Origin of the sequence: Paenibacillus sp. FSL R7-0302 (assembly GCF_038006885.1) — a bacterium.
Classification (GTDB): domain Bacteria; phylum Bacillota; class Bacilli; order Paenibacillales; family Paenibacillaceae; genus Paenibacillus_AQ.
In genome coordinates this window covers 5,193,564-5,213,248 of record NZ_JBBOWB010000001.1, presented here as the reverse complement: position 1 = coordinate 5,213,248, position 19,685 = coordinate 5,193,564, and the positions used below count along the sequence as shown (strand labels likewise).

Annotated in this window: 19 protein-coding genes; 13 read left to right on the top strand and 6 right to left on the bottom strand. The window is 53.0% G+C overall.

Annotation, left to right across the window (positions count from 1 at the left end):
* Nucleotides 1–253: 253 nt before the first annotated feature.
* Nucleotides 254–3,409: a hypothetical protein gene (locus MKY96_RS22430; protein WP_340943407.1), complete on the top strand. Its 3,156-nt coding sequence runs from the start codon at nt 254–256 to the stop codon at nt 3,407–3,409.
* A 69-nt stretch (nt 3,410–3,478) separates the two neighbouring features.
* Here the strand turns inward: MKY96_RS22430 and MKY96_RS22425 are convergent, their stop codons facing one another.
* A complete protein-coding gene (locus tag MKY96_RS22425) occupies nt 3,479–4,123 on the bottom strand; it encodes a hypothetical protein (RefSeq protein ID WP_340943404.1) in 645 nt (214 codons plus the stop codon).
* 318 nt (nt 4,124–4,441) lie between these two features.
* On the opposite strand from MKY96_RS22425, the gene tkt reads away from it, so the two are divergent.
* Both tkt and ppnP read left to right on the top strand, forming a co-directional pair.
* Nucleotides 4,442–6,490: a transketolase gene (gene tkt / locus MKY96_RS22420; RefSeq protein WP_340943402.1), complete on the top strand. Its 2,049-nt coding sequence runs from the start codon at nt 4,442–4,444 to the stop codon at nt 6,488–6,490.
* 43 nt (nt 6,491–6,533) lie between these two features.
* Entirely contained in the window at nt 6,534–6,851 is a 318-nt protein-coding gene (ppnP, locus tag MKY96_RS22415) for a pyrimidine/purine nucleoside phosphorylase (RefSeq protein WP_036727552.1), read from the top strand.
* A 71-nt stretch (nt 6,852–6,922) separates the two neighbouring features.
* Here ppnP and MKY96_RS22410 read toward each other — a convergent pair whose 3' ends face one another.
* The 4 genes from MKY96_RS22410 to MKY96_RS22395 form a co-directional block, all read right to left on the bottom strand.
* Entirely contained in the window at nt 6,923–7,675 is a 753-nt protein-coding gene (locus MKY96_RS22410; RefSeq protein ID WP_340944721.1) for an ABC transporter permease, read from the bottom strand.
* A 48-nt stretch (nt 7,676–7,723) separates the two neighbouring features.
* On the bottom strand, nt 7,724–8,554 hold the full coding sequence (locus MKY96_RS22405; RefSeq protein WP_340943400.1) for an ABC transporter permease: 831 nt from the start codon (nt 8,552–8,554) through the stop codon (nt 7,724–7,726).
* Between the two features lie 19 nt (nt 8,555–8,573).
* Entirely contained in the window at nt 8,574–9,389 is an 816-nt protein-coding gene (locus tag MKY96_RS22400; RefSeq protein ID WP_340943397.1) for an ABC transporter ATP-binding protein, read from the bottom strand.
* 382 nt (nt 9,390–9,771) lie between these two features.
* Nucleotides 9,772–10,683 (bottom strand): NAD(P)-dependent oxidoreductase, encoded by a 912-nt coding sequence (locus MKY96_RS22395; RefSeq protein WP_340944718.1) that lies wholly within the window; start codon nt 10,681–10,683, stop codon nt 9,772–9,774.
* 260 nt (nt 10,684–10,943) lie between these two features.
* On the opposite strand from MKY96_RS22395, the gene MKY96_RS22390 reads away from it, so the two are divergent.
* The 3 genes from MKY96_RS22390 (at nt 10,944) to MKY96_RS22380 (ending at nt 13,643) form a co-directional block, all read left to right on the top strand.
* On the top strand, nt 10,944–12,299 hold the full coding sequence (locus tag MKY96_RS22390) for a glucose-6-phosphate isomerase (protein ID WP_036700477.1): 1,356 nt from the start codon (nt 10,944–10,946) through the stop codon (nt 12,297–12,299).
* A gap of 126 nt (nt 12,300–12,425) precedes the next feature.
* Complete coding sequence (locus MKY96_RS22385) at nt 12,426–13,058, top strand: YigZ family protein (RefSeq protein ID WP_340943395.1); 633 nt, start codon at nt 12,426–12,428, stop codon at nt 13,056–13,058.
* A 3-nt stretch (nt 13,059–13,061) separates the two neighbouring features.
* Complete coding sequence (locus MKY96_RS22380; protein ID WP_340943394.1) at nt 13,062–13,643, top strand: TetR/AcrR family transcriptional regulator; 582 nt, start codon at nt 13,062–13,064, stop codon at nt 13,641–13,643.
* A gap of 144 nt (nt 13,644–13,787) precedes the next feature.
* On the opposite strand, the gene MKY96_RS22375 is transcribed toward MKY96_RS22380, so the two are convergent.
* Entirely contained in the window at nt 13,788–14,189 is a 402-nt protein-coding gene (locus MKY96_RS22375) for a secondary thiamine-phosphate synthase enzyme YjbQ (RefSeq protein WP_340944716.1), read from the bottom strand.
* Between the two features lie 194 nt (nt 14,190–14,383).
* On the opposite strand from MKY96_RS22375, the gene cysT reads away from it, so the two are divergent.
* From cysT to MKY96_RS22340, 7 genes are all read left to right on the top strand, one after another.
* Nucleotides 14,384–15,199: a sulfate ABC transporter permease subunit CysT gene (gene cysT / locus MKY96_RS22370; RefSeq protein WP_340943392.1), complete on the top strand. Its 816-nt coding sequence runs from the start codon at nt 14,384–14,386 to the stop codon at nt 15,197–15,199.
* Complete coding sequence (locus tag MKY96_RS22365; protein WP_340943391.1) at nt 15,196–15,993, top strand: sulfate ABC transporter permease subunit; 798 nt, start codon at nt 15,196–15,198, stop codon at nt 15,991–15,993. Before cysT ends, MKY96_RS22365 begins: the two co-directional genes overlap by 4 nt.
* A 2-nt stretch (nt 15,994–15,995) precedes the next feature.
* Nucleotides 15,996–17,060 carry a sulfate/molybdate ABC transporter ATP-binding protein gene (locus MKY96_RS22360; protein WP_340943390.1) on the top strand — a complete coding sequence of 355 codons (1,065 nt, stop codon included), beginning with the start codon at nt 15,996–15,998 and terminating at the stop codon, nt 17,058–17,060.
* A gap of 30 nt (nt 17,061–17,090) precedes the next feature.
* Nucleotides 17,091–18,164 (top strand): sulfate ABC transporter substrate-binding protein, encoded by a 1,074-nt coding sequence (locus MKY96_RS22355; protein ID WP_340943388.1) that lies wholly within the window; start codon nt 17,091–17,093, stop codon nt 18,162–18,164.
* 49 nt (nt 18,165–18,213) lie between these two features.
* Nucleotides 18,214–18,345 carry a hypothetical protein gene (locus MKY96_RS22350; protein WP_340943387.1) on the top strand — a complete coding sequence of 44 codons (132 nt, stop codon included), beginning with the start codon at nt 18,214–18,216 and terminating at the stop codon, nt 18,343–18,345.
* A 21-nt stretch (nt 18,346–18,366) separates the two neighbouring features.
* A complete protein-coding gene (locus MKY96_RS22345; protein ID WP_340943384.1) occupies nt 18,367–19,149 on the top strand; it encodes an MBL fold metallo-hydrolase in 783 nt (260 codons plus the stop codon).
* 89 nt (nt 19,150–19,238) lie between these two features.
* Entirely contained in the window at nt 19,239–19,586 is a 348-nt protein-coding gene (locus MKY96_RS22340; RefSeq protein ID WP_340944715.1) for a VOC family protein, read from the top strand.
* The last annotated feature ends 99 nt before the right edge of the window (nt 19,587–19,685 follow it).

Below are 19,685 nucleotides of genomic sequence, written 5' to 3'. Positions count from 1 at the left end.
TTATAACTGGTCAGCAGATTGGGGAAAGTTACACATCAATGCAGTAGCCTCTCCGGGATTTTACATGCCTGCAGTTCTCGATTTAGATATGTCCAACCTACGGAACTTAATGGCGAACACCTATCCTAATGAATATGCACAAGGATATAACTATTATCAGCCAAGTGATTATACTCCAGGACTGGATAAAGATCCAGAAATGTTCCGCATTCGAGTGTTGGCTTGGACAAAAACCTATTGGTGGTCGCCGTACATGACTAGAGTAGCTCAATTGATACCAAATTATGCCCCTAGCCTGTCGGTAGGAACGGCAAATGGAATTACCCTGGTTAATGCTCCGGGCCTCAGCGGAATCAACATAGAGGGGTATGTCAGCGATCCAGATAACGAGGACGTTACCGTCACGGCCGAGATCCCTGGTGTCTTCTACAAGAAGACGGCGGTCCCTCAGGCCAAGATGTCCAAACCATTCAATATCCCGCTGGATGTGCTTCAAGACTCGATCCCGCCGGGAACCTACACCATGAACATCACAGCCTCCGACCCATCGGGGATGACCGCGAAGGCTGCGCTTACGATCAATGTCAGACAGCAGATGAGGAACAAGTCCTTTGTCCTGGTCAATACCCCTGTAGAAACCAGAACGAAATTCTTTGACTCGGAATGGGACCCTAAACGGGAAGATCGGTACAGATTTGATCATGACCCCTACTTCTTTGACAATTCGATGGGGATCATTTGGGATTCCGGATTATGGCGAAGTTCATCCTACACGACCTTCCCGTATAGCGGTGCCTACGTGGCCACGTTCCAGGGTCGTGACAATCCCAAGGATGACGACCGGTTCGATGTGTACCGGAAATGGAGCCGGAATAACCTCTCTTCGATGACCTTCCATGTGCATCGCAAGCCGATTGCTTTGTTCAGTGCCAAGCTGTCAGGCGGATGGCTGCAGATCACGGACAGCTCCTACGATTTGGATCATGTCACCGCCTCTAATAAAGGGATCATGGACTGGCAATGGCAATATAAGAAGACGGAAGGGCAAGTCTGGACGGATGGATATCCGCCGGCACAGCTACCGACCAATGACCAATATGATATCCGGCTAAGAGTGCGGGACATCGATGGAGAGAACGGGGTTGGTGTCTGGAGTGACTGGTCACAGCAAACGGTGGGTGCGGCCGGCAATCTGCCGCCGGTAGCGCTGTTTACCGTAGAGCCCAACATTGTATCGTACCGCAAAGTTACCACCATCACTGATAAGTCCTTCGACCCGGATAATGATCCACTCGATGTGTATAACTGGACGGTGATCAAAGATGGCTGGCAGCAGGTATGGAGTCATTCGGGCGGTGCGGCGGTGCCGCCGAATATCGCTGCCTTTGGCGTGGGGACGTATCAGTTAACCCTTCAGGTCCATGATAACCGCGGGCTATGGTCGCAGCCCTACAGCCAAACGGTACAAGTCCTGAATCACCCGCCAGCAGCTGCCTTCAATATGCCGGTGGAAGTGTACCGGGATACGGTCATTACGATGGAGAATATGACACCAGGCCCGGATGAGGATGGGGATTGGCTAAGCTATGCCTGGAATGCCCGGATCAATAGCAGCCCGTACTATTATGCCGGAGGTAACCGAAACCAGGTGATGACCATCCGGGATCTGATCGCGCGTAGCGGCATTGCACCACAACAAGCTATTTCAGATGGCTGGGAAATGCGCCTGACAGCTTCAGACGGGTCGCTTTCCTCTAATGCGACACGGACGTTCAAAGTCCTCAACCATGTCCCTACGGCTGCCATCAACGGGCCAGGGGCGGTGTATCAGTTTGATACGAAGCAGTTCACATCATCTGATAATGATGGAGATCCATCGGATATCGCCAGTCTTCAATATTTTTGGAAGGTGACAGACAGCGACAGTACCACCAAATTATATAAGACGCCCAGCATCGAAATCAGCTTCCCGGAACCGGGGATATATACCCTGGAGCATTGGGCGGTGGACCAGATCGGAGCGAAGTCCAACATCGACACGCTAAAAGTGAATGTAATCAAAAACGAAGCCCCGTCCATGACAATTACTTCTCCTCCAGGTACAGTCGCGAGCCCAACGGTCCTGGATGCAGAAAAGCAGGGGGACCCGTTGATTCAGTGGACCTACTCCGATCCGGAGAATGATCCTCAGGAAAAGTACAGGATTGAATTTTTTACCAAAGAAGGGTTATTGGAGAAAACGGTAGAGAATACAGATGGCAGCGGATCAATCCGTCAGTATCAAGTGCCCAACCCAACATTCAATCGCTTCGAGTACTTCACTGTATTGGGGCGGGCGTATTCCAAAGGTTCCTGGTCCGAGGTGTCAAATGAGAAATCGTTCATCATCGACAATCCGCCCCAGCCGGGATTCACCCTCATTACGGATACCGGAAAGGATGCGGCGAAGGTACCGATCTACCGGACGGATGTGTTGAACATCCAAAGCACGGCAACAGATGCAGATATTCCGAAAGGAGACACCATTAGCCACCAGTATTTCTTGAAGCCGGCGGCTGGTGTAGAGGGGCTTGTGAGCACAGAAGGCGATTTTAACAAAAAGTTTACTACAAACGGTACCTTTACGTATCGGCAGCTGGTGACGGACTCCCTGGGACTGTTCAGAGAGCTGTCCCATAGCATTACCGTGTTGAACCGGTTGCCCAAGGTCTCAATTACCTATCCGACAAGTGACAGCCCCAACAAGCCTACCATTGCCAGCACGCTGACACCAATCATCAAGTGGGATTACCAGGATGAGGACGGGGATCAGCAGCAGCGCTTCCGGGTGCGGATAATAAATCTGGCCACAGGTGCGGTTAAGGTGCAGTCCGGTGACCAGGGTTCAAGTTCAAAACAATGGAAGGTACCGGATGGAGCCTTAGCAGAGTACGAAAAATATGCTGTAGAAGTTGAGGTCTTCGATGGATTTGATTGGAGTGTTGTGTCCGCAAGAAAGTACTTTATGGTTAACCTGCTTAGCATCAAGGGGGCTGTCCGTCATACAGAGGAGTGGAATGGCAACCGTCAGGCGTACAATATGAAGCAGAGCGGCTCGCCTGAAAGTCCGCGGGGGTATAGTGTCTATTGGGCTGGCGAGAAATTTGTGCTGCAGGGGACAGCTACCGGACTGCCGGATACCGTGCAAGTCACAATGACTGGAGGATACACGGCTGCGCTGAGTCCGACCGGGAGTGACAAGACCTTATGGACGGGTGAGCTGGCCGACCCATCGTTCGAACAGCTGCCGGATGGTCCGGTTACTTTTACCTTTACCGCAACCAATGAGTATCAGACCAAGGTGGATACAGTGGCGGTAACGATTCTCGGAGATTGGACAGAATATTATCAGAGCCATCGTGTAAAATAACGCGGGACGCAATCCTTAAGCCTTATGCGCTTGGTTTTACTTGGCATCAAGCGGGCGGAGGGTGATCGTTCAGACGATTCCCTCGGTCCGTTCTTCATGCAGCCGCAGTCTCGGAGCCGCAAAATCTGCCGGATTAGTAGCTTGGGGGTTATGTAGACTGGAACCTCGGAGGGCCGCAGAATGACTCCGGTGCATATAGTAGGAGAGTTTGCCGCTGAATATTTTGTGAGCGCATAGAGATAAAGCGAAATCCTCCGGAGTTACGAAGCAGGAGGGCTTGGCTACCGGATGAACAGTAGTTTCCTCCAATACAGAGGCGACGAACTGAGAGCAGAAAAAGGCGTTCTCCCGGTCAATCCGGACGTTTAGCAGTACACCGACCAGACCGAGCAGATGATATTTATAACGCTCCTGATTCTGCATCATGCCCTGGACATGATTGTACATGGTATTATATTCCTCTTCACTGACTCTGAGCTGGTATATGGCACAGTCTGCACTGCTGTAAAACGGGTGAATGAAGTTCTCATGGATAAGTCCGGCGATGAACGGATTGTACACTTTTTTCCGGCCGAAGCTGTAGACCTCACGCAGCTCACTGTCAAAGGCAATCGAGGCATGGTTCAGCTCTGCTTTGGTGAACCATTTAATAATTCCGCTGAAGGCCGTGCCTGTTCCGGTGAGCACAATATAAATATCTCTGTTTGCAGTCATCTTCTGAATTCCTTTCTGCTGGAAGTTATGGATAATCCGGCTAAAATTCCGTTGAGGTACCTCCATCTTACTGTATAAACCTGCTTTGTAAAACAAACTTTAGTCTTAATTAGAAACTAGACTTAAGGCTAAGTTTCTGGATTCCCCTCCGTATCTCCAAAAAGAACCTCCTGAAGCACCGTGAATCTGGCACATGCGTGCATAGACCCGGCAGAAGCCGCTAAATATAAGCTGCGGCAAAAACAATTGGAAATGCTTCCACTTCCGTGATACAATAATAGTCAAAATGACATTCTTGATTCGAGGAGGATTATTGTAATGACTGAACAAGCAAAAGATCAAGCCATTCATAAAGCAGAAAACTCAACGGTGGACAACCTGGCCATCACTACAATCCGTACACTTGCCATTGATGCCATTGAAAAGGCAAACTCCGGACATCCGGGTATGCCGATGGGCTCCGCACCTATGGGATACCAATTGTTCGCCAAGACGATGAATCATAACCCGGACCACCCGACTTGGGTCAACCGTGACCGCTTCGTGTTGTCTGCCGGACATGGCTCCATGCTCCTCTACAGCCTGCTGCACCTCAGCGGCTATGATCTGCCTATGGAAGAATTGAAGCAGTTCCGCCAATGGGGCAGCTTAACTCCGGGACATCCGGAAGTCGGCCACACGGCCGGTGTAGATGCAACAACCGGACCGCTTGGACAAGGTATCGGTATGGCTGTAGGTATGGCAATGGCTGAAGCGCAGCTGGGTGCCACTTACAATAAAGATGAACATAACGTGATTGACCATTATACGTACGCCATCTGCGGTGACGGTGATTTGATGGAAGGGATCTCTTCAGAGTCTGCTTCACTTGCCGGACACCTGAAGCTGGGCAAGCTGATTGTAATGTACGATTCGAATGATATCTCCCTGGACGGCAAGCTGAACCTTGCATTCTCCGAGAATGTTGCTAAGCGTTTTGAAGCTTACGGCTGGCAGGTTCTGCGCGTAGAAGACGGTAACGATCTTCCTGCACTGGCTAAGGCTCTTGAAGAGGCTCAAGCAGACAGCAGCAAGCCTACGCTGATCGAAGTGAAGACGGTCATCGGCTACGGCAGCCCGAACAAGCAAGGTAAAGGCGGCCACGGCGGTACCCACGGTTCCCCGCTGGGTGCTGATGAAACGAAGCTGACTAAGGAATACTACAAATGGGTATATGAAGAAGATTTCTATGTACCGGATGAAGTCCGTGCCAGCTTCGCTGAAGTGAAGGCCAAAGGAATCGCCGCTAACAAAGCATGGGATGAGAAATTTGCAGCCTACAAAAAAGCATACCCTGAGCTTGCTGCACAGCTCGAAACTGCACTGAACGGTGAGCTTCCTGCAGGCTGGGATGCTAATCTGCCATTCTACAAAGCAGAAGACAAAGCTGTATCTACCCGTGTGGCTTCCGGTAATGCACTGAACGGCTTGACTGGCAGTATCCCGCAACTGGTTGGGGGTTCTGCCGACCTGGAGAGCTCGACCATGACGCACTTGAACGGTCTGTCCCAATTCACCTCCGAATCCTATGACGGCCGTAATATCTACTTCGGCGTACGTGAATTCGGAATGGCTGCAGCTATGAACGGGATTGCACTTCACACCGGTCTTAAGGTATTCGGCGGTACGTTCTTCGTCTTCACAGATTACCTGCGCCCGGCTGTCCGTCTGGCTTCCATCATGAAGCTGCCGGTAACCTATGTGCTTACCCATGACAGTATCGCTGTCGGGGAAGACGGTCCTACCCATGAGCCGATTGAACAGCTTGCTTCCCTGCGTATCATTCCGGGTCTTACGGTCATTCGTCCGGCTGATGCCAACGAAACCTCTGCAGCTTGGGCATACGCTATGGAGAATACCGCCAATCCGGTAGCACTGGTCCTGACCCGTCAGAACCTGCCGATCCTGGCTGGAACCGTAGACGGTGTACGCGATAACATCAAACGCGGCGGGTATGTGGTCTCCGACTCCAAGAACGGCACTCCACAGGCACAGATCATTGCTACAGGCTCTGAAGTACAGCTGGCGGTTAAGGCTCAGGCTGCGCTTGCCGAAGAAGGCATTGATGTTCGTGTCATCAGCTTGCCGAGCTGGGATCTGTTCGAGAAGCAGGATAAAGCATACCGCGATTCCGTTATCCTGCCTGAAGTGAAAGCCCGTCTGGCTATCGAAATGGCGCAAACCTTCGGCTGGGAACGTTATACAGGCGATCAGGGCGACATTCTGGGAATCACTACCTTTGGCGCTTCCGCCCCTGGCGACACCGTAATCAGAGAATATGGCTTCACTGTAGAAAATGTAGTCAGCCGCGTAAAAGCGCTGCTATAATAGACGGATCTAACAAGTGTTGAACAAAGGGGAGAATAAGCATATGAGTCAGTTCACCAACGCGACAATTCAAAAAGCAGCCAATATTTATTACGACGGAAAAGTGACCAGCCGTACAGTTACACTGGAAGACGGCACTAAGGTGACACTCGGCATTATGCTGCCTGGCGTATACGAATTCGGCACCGATGGCCCCGAGACGATGGAAATTCTTTCCGGCAAGCTCAAGGTGCTGCTTCCCGGCACTGAAGTGTGGAAGGACATTGACGGAGCGGAAACCTTCCATGTTCCCGGCAACTCTAAATTTGCCCTGGAAGTATTCGCATTAACTGATTATTGCTGTTCTTACCCGATTGTGTAAAAGAAAGTGGCAGAAAAAAAGCACCCCTGGAAGATTCATGGTCCCGGGGTGCTTTTTTTTGTATTGTCAGCTTAGCTCCCCGTGCTTTTGTAATGCCTCACGCCTATGCGCCATACCAGCAGAGACGCTCCGAGGAAGGCAGCTCCGGAGGGAAGCGAGAGGAAGCCCAGCCAGTGGGGATAATCCCAGCCGCAGACAGTGGCCGCCGGATAGAAGCTGATGAACAGCATGGGGAGCAGGAAGCTGAACACAGATTTCAGGGCACGGGGCATATAGGTTTCCGGGCAGCGGGTAATCTGGTAGCTGGCGTTGGTAAGCAGAAAGATCCAGTCCAGCCCTTTAATCGTGAAAAAAGCAAGACCTGAGGTTAGCACGAACACTCCGCAGTACATCAGACAGCCTCCGGCCAGCGCCATCGCCAGAATGCCGAGTCTGCCGGGCGTCAAGGGAACGCCGAGCTGTCCCAGCGCCCAGCCCGCAGCACAGATCCCTGTAAACGGCCGGACCAGCCGGTGCAGATGGAATCTGGAAGCGGCGACCTGCACGAACAGGGACCGCGGGCGGAGCAGCAGCCGGTCGAAATCGCCGGAGCGCAGCAGATGCCACGGGAAATAATCAAAGCCGCGGCATACGCTCTCGGCAAGTCCGAAGGAAGCCACCGCCAGCGAGTACACCAGAATGATATGGGCGACGGTCCATTCGCCGATATTGCCAAAGCGGGAGAACAGCAGGACGGTGGCTATGGGATCGGAGACCACCACAGTAAGTACCTGAATCAGCATCAGCCACCAGCCCTTGTATTCCATGCCGGACAGGAGATGCATCCGCAAGTATTTGCAATAAATTTTACCTTCAGCAAGCATACGGTACTCTCACCCTCCCTGGACGATAATGCTGTGCAATCTGCGTTTCATGATCATCCGGCCCGCCAAGATAAAGATAAGGCTCCAGAGGAGCTGTAAGCCGATACCGGGCAGTGCGGCGGCAGGAGCTACGCTACCTATATATAGCTGCAGAGGGATGTCGGCGAATCCGCCAAACGGCTGCAGGTACAGGAAGGTCTGCATGAAATCAGGCCACAGCCGCAGGGGGAGGTAGGTGCCGGACAATATGCCGCTTAGCAGTAGAAGCATATAGGTCGGTCCGTCCCCCCAAGTGATATTCAGCCGGATCGCAGTTACAAGCATAGCGAAGGCCGAGCACAGCACAAACGCCATAACCGCCGACAGAAGGAAATAGAATAGTGCAGGCAATGAGGCGGGGCCCCCTAGGGCATATCCGGCAGGCATCAGTAGCCCGGCGAGTACGGTGGCCAGTCCCCTGATCCAACTGGTGCCGAGCTTGCCGGCCGAGCTTTTGACAAACCAGTGGGTGTATAGGTTCATGGGCCGGCACAGCTCGATACCGACGTCACCGTTGTTGATTTTGCCCATAATTTCGCTGTCGATGTTCATACTCTGGAGTACAAACAGCCCCTGAGCCAACCAAACATAGGATATGGCCTGAGGAAGGCTGAGTCCGTTATTGTTCCAGGAGCCATTGTCGCTGTATGTATAGAACACGGTGAACAGCACACATTCTATAAGCGCCCAGAACACACCGACCATCGTGCCAGATATGGCGGACACCCGGTACTGGAGCCCTTCTGCCATGCGGATTCGGAAGAGGGAGCTGCAGGCCCGCCATGTATTTCTAAAATTCATTGTGCACCTCCTGATAGGCTTAACCCAAAGCCAAGTCATTGTACATAGCCGCAATCATCGCATCCGTGTTCACTTTCTTGACGACCTCCGGCGCATATTTCTGCTGCAGACCTGAGAGCTGCCCGTCATAGAGCAGTTGGCCGTGCCCGATCACCATGACCCGCTGGCATAATGCCTCAATATCGTCCATATCGTGTGTGGTCAGCAGCATCGTAATCCCGTACTTACGGTTCTCTTCCTTCAGAAAATTGCGCAGCGCGAGCTTGGATACCGCATCAAGTCCGATGGTTGGCTCATCCAGAAAGAGAAGCTTCGGCCGGTGCAGCAGCGCTGCTACCAGCTCACAGCGCATCCGCTGTCCGAGCGAAAGCTGTCTCACCGGGGTCCTTAAGAGGGCTTCCACACCAAGTGTTGCCGATAACTCGGATAATCTTAAGCGGTAGTCGCCTGGAGGAATGGCATAAATATCCTTCAGCACGTCAAAAGAGTCTGCCACCGGAACATCCCACCATAACTGTGAGCGCTGGCCAAACACGACGCCGATCCGGGATACATGCTCTATGCGGTGCTTCCATGGAATCTTGCCCAAGATGGTGCATTCTCCGCTGTCGGGTGTCAGGATGCCGCTCATTACCTTGACGGAGGTGGATTTGCCGGCGCCGTTCGGGCCAATGTAACCTACCAGTTCACCCTCTTCAATATCAAAGCTGATGCCGCCGAGTGCGTCCACCTGGGTAACATTGCGCACGAACGCTCCTCTCAGCAGTCCCCATCTTCCTTCGGGCCGTTTGTACACCCTGAAGCTTTTGCGGATATCTCTCAGTCTAATTTGCATTTCAGTCGCCTCCTTCGCGCAGAAGATCATATCATCAGAGGAGGAGAGGGGGACAGCCGCGTCGGGCGCCTTGTTGATCCTTGCTGCCAGGCTGACAGGGGGAGAAGCATTTGTTTTCTTCATTTTCCATAAAAATGCTTGTTATGTTGACATTTCTGTGCTATATTAATTTTATAGTTAACGCAAGGAAATTGGGTGCTTTTTTGTATCCGTACCTCAAATACAACCTTTAATTACCGGTGATGACAATCGCCGGTATTTTTGCGTTTTCATTCCCCAATCTCCAATTAAGGCGGACTTGCCGCACAAGAAAAAGAGCGCAGCCGATATTGCCTGGCTGCGCTCTGCTTCTGCATTCTTTTATGTTCAGTTCAAAGGGGTTCTACTCTGTGTCCGCTGGACCGCCGCCGATCTTCCGGCCGATCCAGTCTTCGTAGGATTTGACCACAGCGGACAGATCCTCGTCGCCGAAGCCATGGTTGAAGCCTGCCTGGAACATGCTCTTGGCTACGCCGAGCATAGGGGAAGGGACGCCGGTGGAATCACTGAGCGAGGACGCCAGCTTGAGATCCTTGAGCATCAGGGCAAGGGAGAACTGGTTGCTGAAGTCGTTATCAATGATCTTCTGGCCCTTCAGCTCGGCCTGTTTGCTGCCTGCTGATCCGTTCTTCACCAGATCCAGGAACTTATCTGCGGGTACCCCGGACTTCACCGCAATGGAGAAGCCCTCGGCGAGCGCGACATTGTGAATGCCGACCATGGCATTGTGAGCCAGCTTGGCTACAGCGCCGCTGCCGTTAGCACCCATATGCAGCAGCAGACGGCCCATGGAGTCGAAGAGATCCCGGTGCTTCTCAATCACTTCGGCATGTCCGCCGACCATGAAGACCAGTGTGCCGTCGATAGCTGCCGGCTTGCTGCCGGTTACAGGGGCATCAAGGAAGCTGCCGCCCCGTGCTTCAACTTCAGCAGCGATCTCCTTGGCAAGGCCGGGGGAGATGGTGCTGGAATCGATTACGGTTGTTCCCGGCTGAAGGGTGGCGAGAATGCCATGATCTCCGTAGAAGACTTCACGGATCGAATCATCGTTGCTGATCATGGTAATAATAACATCCTTGCCTTCCGCTGCTGCCTGCGGTGTGGCGGCTGCCTTCGCACCTTCCTGTTCCAAAGGTTTGCATTTCTCTGCTGTACGGTTGTACACCGTAACCTCAAAGCCGCTTCGCAGCAGGTTCGACGCCATAGGTGCTCCCATTGTTCCGAGTCCGATAAAGCCGATGTGCTTCATTTCAATTCCACCTTTGCTTTCCTGAGATCATATTATATAGAAACTAAGTTTGCCTTCATTCTATCAGAAGGTTACGGCCTGTTCCACAGAACAGGTCTGCTTGTTAGCTTAGTAACCGCTTTCAGTTATTTTTCATAAACAGGGCTCCAAAGCCGGGGATATGCCTTAAGACCTTGCCAGTCAAGGCAAATTAAAGTATTCTAGATTATAATGTTGCAACACACGGTGTCAAATCTAAAGAGATAAACAGGAGGCTACCATTACCGATGTCCAAGAAGATTAATTTTGACTACACCAAAGCCCTTTCCTTCTTCAGCCAGACCGAGATCGACTACTTCGCCGCTCCGGTGAAGCTGGCCCACGAACAATTGCATAACAAGAGCGGAGCAGGCTCCGATTACCTGGGCTGGATTGATCTCCCTACAGCGTATGACAAGGAAGAGTTCGCCCGCATTCAGCAGGCCGCCAAGAAGATTCAGAGTGATTCCGAAGTGCTGATCGTAATTGGTATCGGCGGCTCTTATCTGGGGGCACGTGCAGCTATTGAGGCGCTGTCGCATTCCTTCTACAATAACCTGTCCAAGGACAAGCGCAAGACACCGGAGGTTTATTTTGCCGGTAATAACATCAGCTCTACCTACATCACGCATCTGCTTGATCTGGTAGAAGGCAAAGACTTCTCAGTGAACGTAATCTCCAAATCCGGTACAACTACCGAGCCGGCTATTGCCTTCCGTATCTTCCGTGCAGCACTGGAGAAGAAATACGGCAAGGAAGAAGCACGCAAACGGATCTACGCTACAACAGACAAGGAGAAGGGCGCACTCAAGAAGCTGGCTAACGAAGAAGGCTATGAGTCGTTCATCATCCCTGATGATGTAGGCGGACGTTATTCCGTACTGACACCGGTAGGCCTTCTGCCTATCGCCGTAGCGGGAATTAACATTGAAGAAATGATGCAAGGGGCCGCAGCCGCAGCCGATGAGTTCAACAACCCCGATGTGGCTACGAACCAGAGCTATCAATATGCTGCAGTACGTAACGCGCTCTACCGCAAAGGCAAAACAACGGAAATCCTCGTGAACTACGAGCCGTCCCTGCACTTTGTCTCTGAATGGTGGAAGCAGCTGTACGGCGAAAGCGAAGGCAAGGACTTCAAGGGAATCTATCCGTCTTCGGTGGACTTCTCGACTGACCTGCACTCCATGGGCCAATTCATTCAGGAGGGTAACCGCAACATCTTCGAGACGGTTATTCAAGTGGAGAAGGTACAGCACCATGTAACGATCGAGAATGATCCGGACGATCTGGACGGCCTCAACTTCCTGACTGGCCAGACGATGGACTTTGTGAACAAGAAGGCGTTCCAGGGAACTATGCTGGCGCATACCGACGGACAGGTGCCGAACCTGATCGTTACCATTCCTGACCAGACGCCGTATACTTTCGGCTATCTGGTGTACTTCTTCGAGAAGGCTTGCGGGATCAGCGGATACCTGCTGGGTGTGAATCCGTTCGACCAGCCGGGTGTTGAAGCCTACAAGAAGAACATGTTCGCACTGCTGGGCAAACCAGGCTACGAGAAAGAAAAGGCAGAGCTGGAAGCCAGACTTACCGAATAATCCCACTCTAGCCGCAGATCATTCATAGTAAGATAAGTCATCAGGGAGCAGTCCATAGGTAACCACTACCAGGGCTGCTCCTAATATATATCAAGTCATCACATGCAGAGTAAGGAATGGACAACAATGCTGGAACAATACCGGACGGTACGTACCCCCGGCTCGCGGGAGGTCGTAATCCGTAAATCACGCTTTATCGGTCATGTTATGCCGGTGGAGAACGAGGAAGAAGCTGTGCAATTTATCGATTCGATCAAGAAGCAGCACTGGAATGCTACGCATAACTGCTCTGCTTATATGATCGGAGAGAGGGATGAGATCCAGAGACAGTCGGATGACGGGGAACCGAGTGGAACGGCCGGGAAACCGATTTTGGAAGTAATCCGCAGCCAACAGGTGAAGAATGTCGCTATTGTAGTTACCCGTTATTTCGGAGGCATTATGCTGGGTGCAGGCGGGCTGATCCGGGCCTATACCGATGGCGCTGTACTGGCGCTTGCGGCCGGAGAGGTCATTACACGTGTGCTGAGGCGGGAGGTATTCGTGGAAATCGAGTACACTTGGCTGGGCAAGGTGGAGAATGCACTGCGGGGCCGGAATATTCAGACCGGAGAGACTTTGTTTACGGATAAAGTTACACTGCTGTGTCTTCCGCGCAATGATGAAGGTGACGCATTTATCGCATGGATAACCGATCTTACGGAGGGGCAATCCCTGATTACGGAAGGGCGGCGGCTTTACTACAGCGAAGGGGAATAGATTATGGCAAGAAGAGCAGTGGAACAGGAGTTGTCGAGAGAAAGAATTCTGGAGGCGGCGAGGCATCTTTTCATCACCAAAGGGTACCGTGCCATTTCGATGCGCAGCATTGGCCAGCACCTGGGTTACAGCCACGGCTCCCTATATTACCATTTCAAAGAGAAGGCCGAACTTTTCTACGCCATTGTAGTTGAGGATTTCAATCATGTGGCTTCGTTGCTGAATCAAGCTATGACCACTCCGCCTGAAGAGGGAATGACCCGGGTGGAGCAGCTGATTATGGAGTTCATCCGGTTCGGGCTGAACCATCCGTATCAGTATGAGATCATGTTCATGATCCGCGACGAAGAGTTGCTGGCTTATTGCCGGGCAGAACAGGGCCGATGTTTCGAGTTATTTGCAAGCATTGTCCGCCGTCATATGAAGGAAGAGGGATATGTATCTGAGGACTGGCAGAACGTGCCGTTGACCTTATTCTTATCTGCTCACGGATTCATTTCGTATTATATTCAGGATAAAGTGTTGTTCGAGGATGTGAAGCAAGCTGCCCTGACCCATGTCAAGGTATTAAGCCGCAGTTTATAAAAAGCTGTTTTTTTTAACAGCTCGTACTTTAGAGCGTTGCATTGGTATAACTTTGCATGGTGAAAGTGTTACAGGTACTATAAATTGTATAGAGAGCAGCTTCGCGGTTCATGCGTTGCTGCTCTTCTACAAGCGCAGGCAGTGCTATCCTTCCATAATTTTGAGGTGGCACTGGCGTTGCCTTGGACCATCGAACTCGCAAAAATAGATGCCCTGCCAGCGGCCCAGCAGAACAGCCCCTTCATGAATTATAAGGGTCTGCGAAGGACCGGCCGTAATGGATTTCAGGTGGGAAGCCGTATTGCCCTCCGCATGGCGGTATTTAGGATGCTCCCAAGGATAGACCTCATCCAGACGCATTAGCACATCACGCTTCACATCAGGATCGGCGTTCTCGTTAACCGCAATCCCTGCGGTGGTGTGCGGGCAATAGACAATCAGCAGTCCGTTAAGAACTCCGCTATTCTTCACATAAGCCTGAACCTCGCGGGTAATATCCCGCATTTCATCCCGTTTGCTGGTGGTGATCTCCATAGTATGCAGCATCATGAACAGCCCCTCTCTGGTTTGGATGCAACTAGTGCTACTTATACTTTAACCCAAAAACTAACAAAGTAATTGACGGCAGCAAGCGGTATTTGGTAAAGTAGGGATAACTTTAAACCAAGTATATTAATAGGAATAATCAAACCTTAAAGTCGAGTATACCGACCGGTTATCCGGAGGTGGGAGGTTGACCATTGAATTCGCTGATCAGGCACAAGGGCTGGACCTGGGGATTTAGATCAACAGTTGTACTGTATTTCGTCATTCTGATCGTACTGCCGATCCTCGGGGTCTATTACAATTCATTCTCATCCGGGCTGGGAAGCTTCACTGAAAGCGTGAGCGATCCGATTGCCTGGAAGTCGGTCCTGTTAACACTCAAGCTGGCGGTCATTGCGGCTCTTACTAATGTGCTGCTGGGCACGATGATCGCCTGGGTCCTTATCCGTTATAAGTTCCGGGGCAGGGCGCTGCTGAACAGCCTTGTCGATCTCCCCTTTGCCCTGCCTACTGCGGTGGGCGGACTGATGATTCTGCTGCTGCTGGGTCCGGGAAGCCTGATCGGGGGCCTTGCGGAATCACTGGGCTTCACAATTGTTTTTCACCAGCCTGCGATTGTGATTGCGATGGTCTTCGTCACATTCCCCTTCGTCATCCGGGCGGTGCAACCGCTGCTGGAGGAGCTGGACGCTTCGGAAGAAGAGGCGGCCTATACGATGGGGGCGAAGCCGAGCAGAGTCTTCCTCCAGGTCATCTTGCCGTCTATGGCACCTGGGATGATAGGCGGCGGGATGCTGGCCTTCTCGCGTGCGCTTGCTGAATTCGGTGCGGTTGTCCTCGTGGCAGGCAATATTCCGGGGCGCACGCTAGTGTCTTCTGTTTATATTTTCGGAGAGGTCGAAAGTGATAATCCGGCGGGAGCCGCTGCGGTGTCGATCATTCTGTTGACCTTATCCTTCCTGATCCTCTGGCTGATCAGCCTCATACAGATGCGGGGGAGAAGATCATGAGAAGATTGTGGATTGGACTGACCTACCTCGTGTTCTTCGTCCTGATCGCAGCTCCGCTTGGCAGGATGACAATGGGGGCCTTCAGCGAAGGCTGGAGCGGCTTCTGGAACGCCCTGACCCGGCCCGAGGCGCTACATGCGCTGCTGATGACCGGATACGTGGTGGTCGTTGTGACGCTGCTGAATACGCTGTTTGGGATCATGACGGCCCTGTATCTGGTACGGGCGAACTGGCTGGGCCAGCGCCTCAAAAGCCTGCTGAACAGCATCGTGGATCTGCCTTATGCGGTATCGCCGGTGATCGGCGGGCTGATGATCGTTCTGCTGCTCGGGCCGGACAGTGCGCTGGGTGCGTTGTTTGAGCAAATCGGAGTGAAGATTGTGTATGCTTTTCCGGGAATGGTGATTGCTACGCTGTTCGTGACGTTCCCGCTAATGGTGCGTGAGGTGATGCCGGTACTGCAAGAGATCGGGTCCCAGCAGGAAGAGGCCGCGTCCACACTCGGCGCATATGGCTGGACGACCTTCTGGAAGGTGACCTGGCCTTCTATCCGCTGGGCGGTCATCTATGGAGTGATTCTGACGGTGGCCCGCTCGCTGGGTGAGTTCGGTGCAGTGCTCGTCGTCTCAGGCAATATTATGAACCGGACCCAGACGGCTACCACACTGGTCTATCAGGATGTCGAGAATTTCAATGTTACGGCTGCGGGCGGGATAGCACTGGTGCTGGCCGCATTCTCCGCAGGACTGCTGCTGCTTATGGAATGGAGCAAGAGAAGAAAGGGAGGGCACTAATTATGCATGTAGAGGTCCGGGGACTCGATAAGCATTTTGGCGATTTTCATGCGGTGAAGGATGTCCATTTCGGCATTACCAAAGGCCATCTGATCGGGCTGCTCGGCCCAAGCGGCGGCGGCAAAACCTCGATCCTGCGGATGCTGGCGGGCCTTGAGACGCCGGACAGCGGCGAGATTATTTTCCACGGCAAGGCGGTGAACCATCTTCCGCCGCAGGAGCGTGAGATCGGCTTCGTCTTCCAGAATTATGCGCTGTTCAAGCATATGACGGTGTTCGAGAATATCGCCTTCGGTCTGAAAGTGAAGAAAGCCAGTAAGGCTGTCATCCGTGACCGTGTCACCGAGCTGGTGGAGCTTACCGGATTGAAGGGCTTCGAGAACCGGTATCCGCATCAGCTGTCCGGGGGGCAGCGCCAGCGGGTGGCTTTTGCCCGGGCGCTGGCCCCTGAGCCGCAGCTGCTGCTGCTGGATGAGCCGTTCGCTGCGATTGATGCGAAGATCCGCCAGGAGCTCCGTTCCTGGCTGCGGGAGCTGATCGAACGCGTCGGCATCACCTCGATCTTCGTCACCCACGATCAGGATGAGGCGATTGAAGTGGCGGATGAGATAATGATCATTAACCAGGGGCGGCTGGAGCAGAAGGGTACGCCTTGGGATATCTATAAAGAGCCGAAGACACCGTTCGTGGCAACCTTCATCGGGGAATCGACGCTGATCGAGAGTGCTTCCGAGCTGAAGGGCTTCGAGGATGCAGGCAGCGGTAAGCCGACCAAGGCGCTAATCCGTCCCGAGTACATTGAGGTAGGCCACCTGCATGAATTCAAAATGGCTTCGGCCACGGAGCAGGGTACGGTCAAGCATCTGCATTTTCGCGGAAGTGAATGGCTCGTGGAGGTTGAGATCAATGGACATAAGCTGGTCACCTACCGCTCTCTGGAGAAAGAAACGCTGACTCCGGGCCAGGAAATATCTGTGCTGGTACACCGCGCCTACCTGTTCAATGAGGAGCGGAGCTGGATTCAGGAGAATGGACTTAAGAAAGATCCGATGCCTGTATTTATCTAAAAAATAAATGATGTGGGATGTGTCGCCGGTATGAGGCTTATCAGAAGGAGCAGACAACTGCACGGATGGCTGACGGTCTTACTGCTGGCGGTGTTCGCCCTGACCGCTGCCGGCTGCGGGAATGAGCAGCCGGATGCAGGAGAGGCAGGTGCACCGCCGCAGGGAGATCTAACGCTTGTGGTGGGTGCCTACAGCGTGGTGAAGGATGCCATGGGCGAGATTCTCCCCAGGTTCGCGGAGAAGTGGAAGGCGGATACCGGTCAAACGATCGTATTCCAGCAGTCCTATGAGGCTTCCGGAACCCAGGCGCGGGCGATCGCCGGCGGCTTCGAGGCGGATGTCACGCTGCTTGCCATGGAAGGCGATGTCGGGAAGCTGGTCAAGGCCGGCCTTGTGGAGCAGGACTGGAAGCAGCGCGGCGGTGAGGCGGGCATGGTGACGCGTTCGGTTGTGGCCCTGGGAACGAGGGAGGGCAATCCGAAGGGAATTCATGATTTTGCCGATCTGGCGAAGCCGGGGGTGAAGGTGCTCTACCCTAATCCGAAGACCTCCGGCGGTGCCCAGTGGGACATCAACGCGATCTACGGGGCCGGCCTGAAGCGTTCTGAGGAGCAGGAGGGGGCGAAGAACCCTGCGGCGGCCAAGGCCTTCCTGGAGAGCATACACAGCAACGTCGAATCTCTGGATAAAAGCGGGCGGGCGTCCATGGCTGCCTTCGAGTACGGGGTGGGCGATGTGATCGTCACTTATGAGAATGAGCTGCTGGCGCGGATTGCAGAGGGTGTGAAGTATGAGGTGGTCATCCCGAAGAATACGATTCTGATCGAGAATCCTGCGGCTGTGGTGGATAAATACGCGGATAAGCATGGTACCCGTGCGGCCGCAGAAGCGCTGGTCGATTATCTGACAACCCCGCAGGCGCAGGAGATCTTCGCCAAGTTCGGCTTCCGTCCCGTGAACCAGCAGGTCTATGCGGCACATGAGAGCCAGTATCCGGTTCCTGCCGGCCTGTTCGATATCAGCTACCTTGGCGGCTGGGAGGAAGTCCGCACCACGTTATACTCCAAGCGGGGCATATGGTATCAGGTGCTGGCCGGGATCTAGGCGGGTAGATGAGGCGGAAGAGGATTAGAAGACACTTGCTAAGTGTGGAGTGCGAAGGATTAAGGGAGCTGTTCTCCGGCCGGATGAGGCTGAAGGACGGCTTTTTGCCGTTCTTATGGGCCGGTATGCAAAGGGCCGGCTGCTGTTCTATAATGAACTGATGACATATGCTGAGATATAGATGATGATGGAGGACAAACTTATGGATACATTAGTGTTCCTCGGAACAGGGGACGCCATGGGCGTACCCCGGGTCTACTGTGATTGTGAGACCTGTACGGAAGCAAGAACCACCGGGCGCAATAACCGCCTGCGTTCTTCTGTGCTTATAGATAACGGCAGCGGCTTCCTGGCGATTGACTGCGGACCGGACTGGCGGCGGCAGATGGAGCTGCAGGGGCACCGCACCATGAAGCATCTGCTCGTGACACATGCGCATTTCGATCATATCGGCGGGCTGCCGGAATGGGCAGACAGCTGCCGCTGGATGGGCTTCCGGGGAGAGCTGTACGCTCCGGCGGAGGTCATTCCCGTCATCCAGCGGCAATACCCGTGGCTTACCGGGCATATCGATATGATCCCTTGCGATGACGGCATTACGCTGGATGGCTGGCAGATTAGCACATGGCGGGTGAACCATGGCAAGAATGGTTACTCCTATGCCTACAGGCTGGAGAAGGAGGAATATGTCTGGGTGTACTGCCCGGACTCGATCTCTCTGACCACGGAGGAAACCAGGCAGATGCATGGAGCGGACCTGCTGGTGCTGGGAACCAGCTTTTATTACGAGGCAGCTGAGTTGTCTACCCGCTCTGTGTACGATATGACCGAAGCTGCCGACCTGCTGGAGACCGTTCAGCCGCGCCGTGCGGTCTACACACATATGTCGCATGATATCAATCTGGACAAGGATTATATTCTGCCGGAGAAGGTTACGCTGGCCGTTACGGGGATGAGGCTTCCGCTGTGCCGGGAGGAGATCTGAGCAGCATTGTAGTCCGGGACTTGTGTGTGTCACTTAGGGTATGTGCAATTTGAAGCAGTGAGTTCGATTCCCGGGAGGAGCTGGTTGTGATGATCAAAGGTTTCGGAGGAATTTTCTGGAGAACCGGAAATCTTGAAGCGGTGAAGAAATGGTACAGTGAGGCACTGAAGCTTGAAATTGACAGTTGGAACGGGACTGTAATCAGACCCGGGTCAGGCAATGAGACGATCTTGTCCTTCTTCACTGAGGATGATCCTTATTTCCCGGCAGAGCAACAGGTGATGTTGAATTTCCAGGTCCATGATCTGGACGAGGTTATCAAGCATCTGGAGCAGATAGGCGTACCGCTTGCCAAGAACAAAGAGAGCAGCGAATTCGGACAATTTGTTTGGATTACAGACCCTGACGGGCGGCTGGTTGAGCTTTGGGAGAAATAATGCCGAAATACGCTCCTCATAGAGCAGACAGGTTTGATTACTGCTGCTGTATGGGGAGTTTTTATTTGCTTTTCATTCCCAAGACCGATCCGGGAATCC

Bases quoted from the DNA above. Each gene is read 5' to 3' on its own strand.
- MKY96_RS22430 (WP_340943407.1), top strand. From the start codon at position 254: ATGACTAGAGTAGCTCAATTGATACCAAATTATGCCCCTAGCCTGTCG.
- MKY96_RS22425 (WP_340943404.1), bottom strand. From the start codon at position 4,123: ATGACTGCAAACAGAGATATTTATATTGTGCTCACCGGAACAGGCACG.
- tkt (WP_340943402.1), top strand. From the start codon at position 4,442: ATGACTGAACAAGCAAAAGATCAAGCCATTCATAAAGCAGAAAACTCA.
- ppnP (WP_036727552.1), top strand. From the start codon at position 6,534: ATGAGTCAGTTCACCAACGCGACAATTCAAAAAGCAGCCAATATTTAT.
- MKY96_RS22410 (WP_340944721.1), bottom strand. From the start codon at position 7,675: ATGCATCTCCTGTCCGGCATGGAATACAAGGGCTGGTGGCTGATGCTG.
- MKY96_RS22405 (WP_340943400.1), bottom strand. From the start codon at position 8,554: ATGAATTTTAGAAATACATGGCGGGCCTGCAGCTCCCTCTTCCGAATC.
- MKY96_RS22400 (WP_340943397.1), bottom strand. From the start codon at position 9,389: ATGCAAATTAGACTGAGAGATATCCGCAAAAGCTTCAGGGTGTACAAA.
- MKY96_RS22390 (WP_036700477.1), top strand. From the start codon at position 10,944: ATGTCCAAGAAGATTAATTTTGACTACACCAAAGCCCTTTCCTTCTTC.
- MKY96_RS22385 (WP_340943395.1), top strand. From the start codon at position 12,426: ATGCTGGAACAATACCGGACGGTACGTACCCCCGGCTCGCGGGAGGTC.
- MKY96_RS22380 (WP_340943394.1), top strand. From the start codon at position 13,062: ATGGCAAGAAGAGCAGTGGAACAGGAGTTGTCGAGAGAAAGAATTCTG.
- MKY96_RS22375 (WP_340944716.1), bottom strand. From the start codon at position 14,189: ATGCTGCATACTATGGAGATCACCACCAGCAAACGGGATGAAATGCGG.
- MKY96_RS22365 (WP_340943391.1), top strand. From the start codon at position 15,196: ATGAGAAGATTGTGGATTGGACTGACCTACCTCGTGTTCTTCGTCCTG.
- MKY96_RS22360 (WP_340943390.1), top strand. From the start codon at position 15,996: ATGCATGTAGAGGTCCGGGGACTCGATAAGCATTTTGGCGATTTTCAT.
- MKY96_RS22355 (WP_340943388.1), top strand. From the start codon at position 17,091: ATGAGGCTTATCAGAAGGAGCAGACAACTGCACGGATGGCTGACGGTC.
- MKY96_RS22345 (WP_340943384.1), top strand. From the start codon at position 18,367: ATGGATACATTAGTGTTCCTCGGAACAGGGGACGCCATGGGCGTACCC.
- MKY96_RS22340 (WP_340944715.1), top strand. From the start codon at position 19,239: ATGATCAAAGGTTTCGGAGGAATTTTCTGGAGAACCGGAAATCTTGAA.